This window comes from Weissella sp. DD23, assembly GCF_001579105.1.
In the GTDB taxonomy this organism is placed as follows: domain Bacteria; phylum Bacillota; class Bacilli; order Lactobacillales; family Lactobacillaceae; genus Weissella; species Weissella cibaria.
Genome location: NZ_KQ970393.1, coordinates 212,301 through 215,585, shown reverse-complemented (window position 1 = coordinate 215,585; position 3,285 = coordinate 212,301). Strand labels below are relative to the sequence as shown.

At 45.2% G+C, this 3,285-nt stretch carries 3 protein-coding genes; all 3 read left to right on the top strand.

Annotated elements, in window-relative coordinates; genetic code table 11:
- The coding region (gene argH / locus WEIDD23_RS07050; RefSeq protein ID WP_062358869.1) for an argininosuccinate lyase at nucleotides 1–942 on the top strand (942 nt) is incomplete at its 5' end.
- 3 nt (nucleotides 943–945) lie between these two features.
- The gene (gene argC / locus WEIDD23_RS07045; protein WP_010373303.1) at nucleotides 946–1,977 is read left to right on the top strand and encodes an N-acetyl-gamma-glutamyl-phosphate reductase; all 1,032 of its coding nucleotides are present in this window, start codon (nucleotides 946–948) and stop codon (nucleotides 1,975–1,977) included.
- A gap of 9 nt (nucleotides 1,978–1,986) precedes the next feature.
- Nucleotides 1,987–3,153: a bifunctional glutamate N-acetyltransferase/amino-acid acetyltransferase ArgJ gene (argJ, locus tag WEIDD23_RS07040; protein WP_062358868.1), complete on the top strand. Its 1,167-nt coding sequence runs from the start codon at nucleotides 1,987–1,989 to the stop codon at nucleotides 3,151–3,153.
- Nucleotides 3,154–3,285: the final 132 nt, after the last annotated feature.

Below are 3,285 nucleotides of genomic sequence, written 5' to 3'. Positions count from 1 at the left end.
AACCAAGCGACGCTCATGCCGGGATACACGCACTTGCAACATGCGCAGCCGGTGACGTTTGGCTTCCACTTATTAGCTTATGTTGGGATGCTGACACGTGATGTTGAGCGGTTTGAGTTCAATATGCAGCACGCCAAAGTATCACCATTGGGCGCCGCTGCTTTAGCAGGTACAACGTTTGCAATCGATCGAACGATGACGGCTGACCTACTGGGATTTGATGATGTTTACCACAATGCGATGGATGCGGTCAGTGATCGTGATTTTGCAATTGAATTTTTGCAGTCAGCCGCCATTTTGATGATGCACCTATCCCGATTAAGCGAAGAATTGATTTTATGGTCGAGTTACGAATTTGGATTTGTCACGTTAAGTGATGCCTATGCGACTGGTTCCTCAATTATGCCACAGAAGAAAAATGCTGATTTTGCAGAATTGACACGTGGAAAGACAGGCCGTGTTTATGGAGATTTAATGGGGCTGATGACGGTCATGAAGGGCTTGCCATTAGCCTATAACAAAGATATGCAAGAAGATAAGCAGGGTGTATTTGAAACCTATACCACGATAATGGATGCGTTATTTGTCTTTGACGGTATGTTTGCAACCCTTCAGGTTAATCGTGATGTGATGTCAGAGAGCACACATAATGATTTTTCGAATGCAACCGAATTAGCCGACTATCTGGCTAATAAAGGATTAGCATTTCGTGAAGCACACGCTATCGTTGGCCAATTGGTGCTACAAGGTATTCAAACACAGGTTAACTTACAGGATATGCCATTGGCTGAGTTGCAAAAAGCAAGTGAGTTGATTACGGATGATGTGTACCAAATCTTGCAACCGATGACGGCCGTTGAACGCCGGACATCGGTTGGTGGCACAGCCGTTACGGAGGTTAGTAACCAAATTAAATTTTATCAAGAGCAATTAGGGGAATGAGCAATGAAGGTAGCAATTGTTGGGGTGACAGGATACAGCGGGACTGTTTTATGGCAGTCACTTAGTCAGCATCCGAATGTCACTGAAATTAATATTTATACAACACAAGCCGATTTGGAAGCCGTGGCGCAACAATTTGACTGGCAGACTAAACAAACAGTCCGGGTGTTGCCGTTTGATGCGGGGCAAATTATGGCAGATAACGAGGTCGCCTTTTTTGCGACACCCGCAGGCGTTACGGGTGAACTGGCAGAAACATTTATAGAAAATCATTTCCCGATTATTGATTTGTCAGGGGATTTGCGACTTCAAGATCCAAAGGCGTATCAAAAATGGTATCACCGAGCTACTGAAGTTTCACGTGAAACATTATCTCATGCAACGTATGGGTTAACTGAATTTACGGCGACAACAACAGATTATATTGCAAATCCTGGTTGTTATGCCACGGCAACTTTAATGGGGTTAGCGCCACTGGTACAAGAGCGCCTGATTGATTTGGATTCGGTTATTGTCGATGCCAAGTCTGGTGTGACGGGATCAGGCAAAAAATTGAGTCAAGCAACGCACTATGTTGATGTGGATGAGAATTTTTCGCTATATAAGCTTAATCAACACCAGCATATACCGGAAATTATGCAGCAACTTAAGCAATGGGCCCCGGATATGGGCCCTATCCAATTTACAACGGGGCTTTTGCCAGTCAAGCGAGGGTTGATGGCAACCATATATGCGAAGGTTACAGCTGATAGTGCGGATGTAAATGAAATTATCGCGGCCGCATTTCAAGCAACTTATATGGACAAACCATTTGTAAAAATCTTGGCCAATGACATGCCGGATTTACGGCTCGTTGTGGGAAGTAATATGACCGCCATCGGCTGGTCATACAATCCGGTCACACATATCGTGACAATTGTGAGCGTTATCGACAATTTGATGAAAGGGGCCGCTGGGCAAGCGGTTCAAAATTTTAATCAATACTTTGGCTTTGATGAAACGGCTGGGTTGGCTCAATTACCACTCATGATTTAGGAGGCAGTTATGACATTTAGTTGGCCTAAAAATTTTTATAGTGATGGGATTCACGGTCAGTTACGGCGTAATCCCACCAAACCAGACCTTGGCTGGCTAGTTTCGACAAAGCCGGCTCAGGTAGCAGGGGTATTTACGCGAAATACATTTCCAGCAGCCCCGGTGCAAATCGATCAACAAGTCCTTCGAAGTAATCAACCGGTCCATGCGATTTTTGTTAATTCTGCGAACGCGAATGCTTTTACGGGAGCGACCGGTTTGGCAAATGCGTATGAAACGCAAAAGCTAGTGGCGAATAAATTACACAAAACACCGGCAGAGGTATTGGTTGTGTCAACGGGGATTATTGGTGAGCAGTTGCCAATGGAGAAAATCCGTCGGGGCATTGAACGGCTACAAGCAAGTACGCCTTTGAATCTCGCGAAGGCGATGTTAACGACCGATACCACAACAAAAACGGCGCAAGTTACGCAAGCGGACTATCAAATTAGTGGTGTGGCGAAAGGCTCAGGTATGATTCATCCGAACATGGGGACGATGCTTGGGTTTATCGCGACGGATGTCACGATTAAGCAAGGCTTGTTACAGCAATTGCTACGTGAATTAGTGGATGTCACTTTTAATCAAATTACCATTGATGGCGATACGTCAACGAATGACACAGTACTAGTGTTGGCCAATGGCGATGATTGGCAGGCCGAAATTAAAGCTGGCACGGCTAAATATGAGGCGTTTAAAGCGGACTTGCATCAGGTACTCAAGACATTAGCCATCGCAATTGCCAGTGATGGTGAAGGTGCGACACGGTTAATTGATGTCCGCGTCATTGGTGCACGTCATTCAGCAAGTGCCCAACGAGTTGCCAAAAGTATTGTGGGTTCTAATTTGGTGAAAACGGCAGTGTTTGGTGCGGATCCAAATTGGGGGCGCATTATTGATGCCATTGGCAATGTTGGTGAAGTGTTCGAGGCTGACCAATTGTCAATTGCGATTAATCAAGTGCCGATTATCGTTGCGGGTCATGCGGTTGCTAATGAAGTCGCAGCAACGCAAGCAATGCAACAGGACACCATTGTGATCACAGTAGATTTAGGTCTCGGAACAGAACAAGGTCAGGCGTGGGGAAGTGATTTGACCTATGAGTATGTGCATATTAATGCAGCTTATCACACATAAAATATGAAGGTAGTTAAAATTGGCGGCAACGCCTTAAAAAATATAGATATCAACGTGTTAAAGCAGTTGCAAACGTGGTTGGCAGAGGATGAAACAGTTGTCTTGGTGCATGGTGCCGGTCCGATGGTTGAT

Excerpts from the sequence above, each read along its gene's own strand:
- argC (WP_010373303.1), top strand. The coding sequence starts at position 946 with ATGAAGGTAGCAATTGTTGGGGTGACAGGATACAGCGGGACTGTTTTA.
- argJ (WP_062358868.1), top strand. The coding sequence starts at position 1,987 with ATGACATTTAGTTGGCCTAAAAATTTTTATAGTGATGGGATTCACGGT.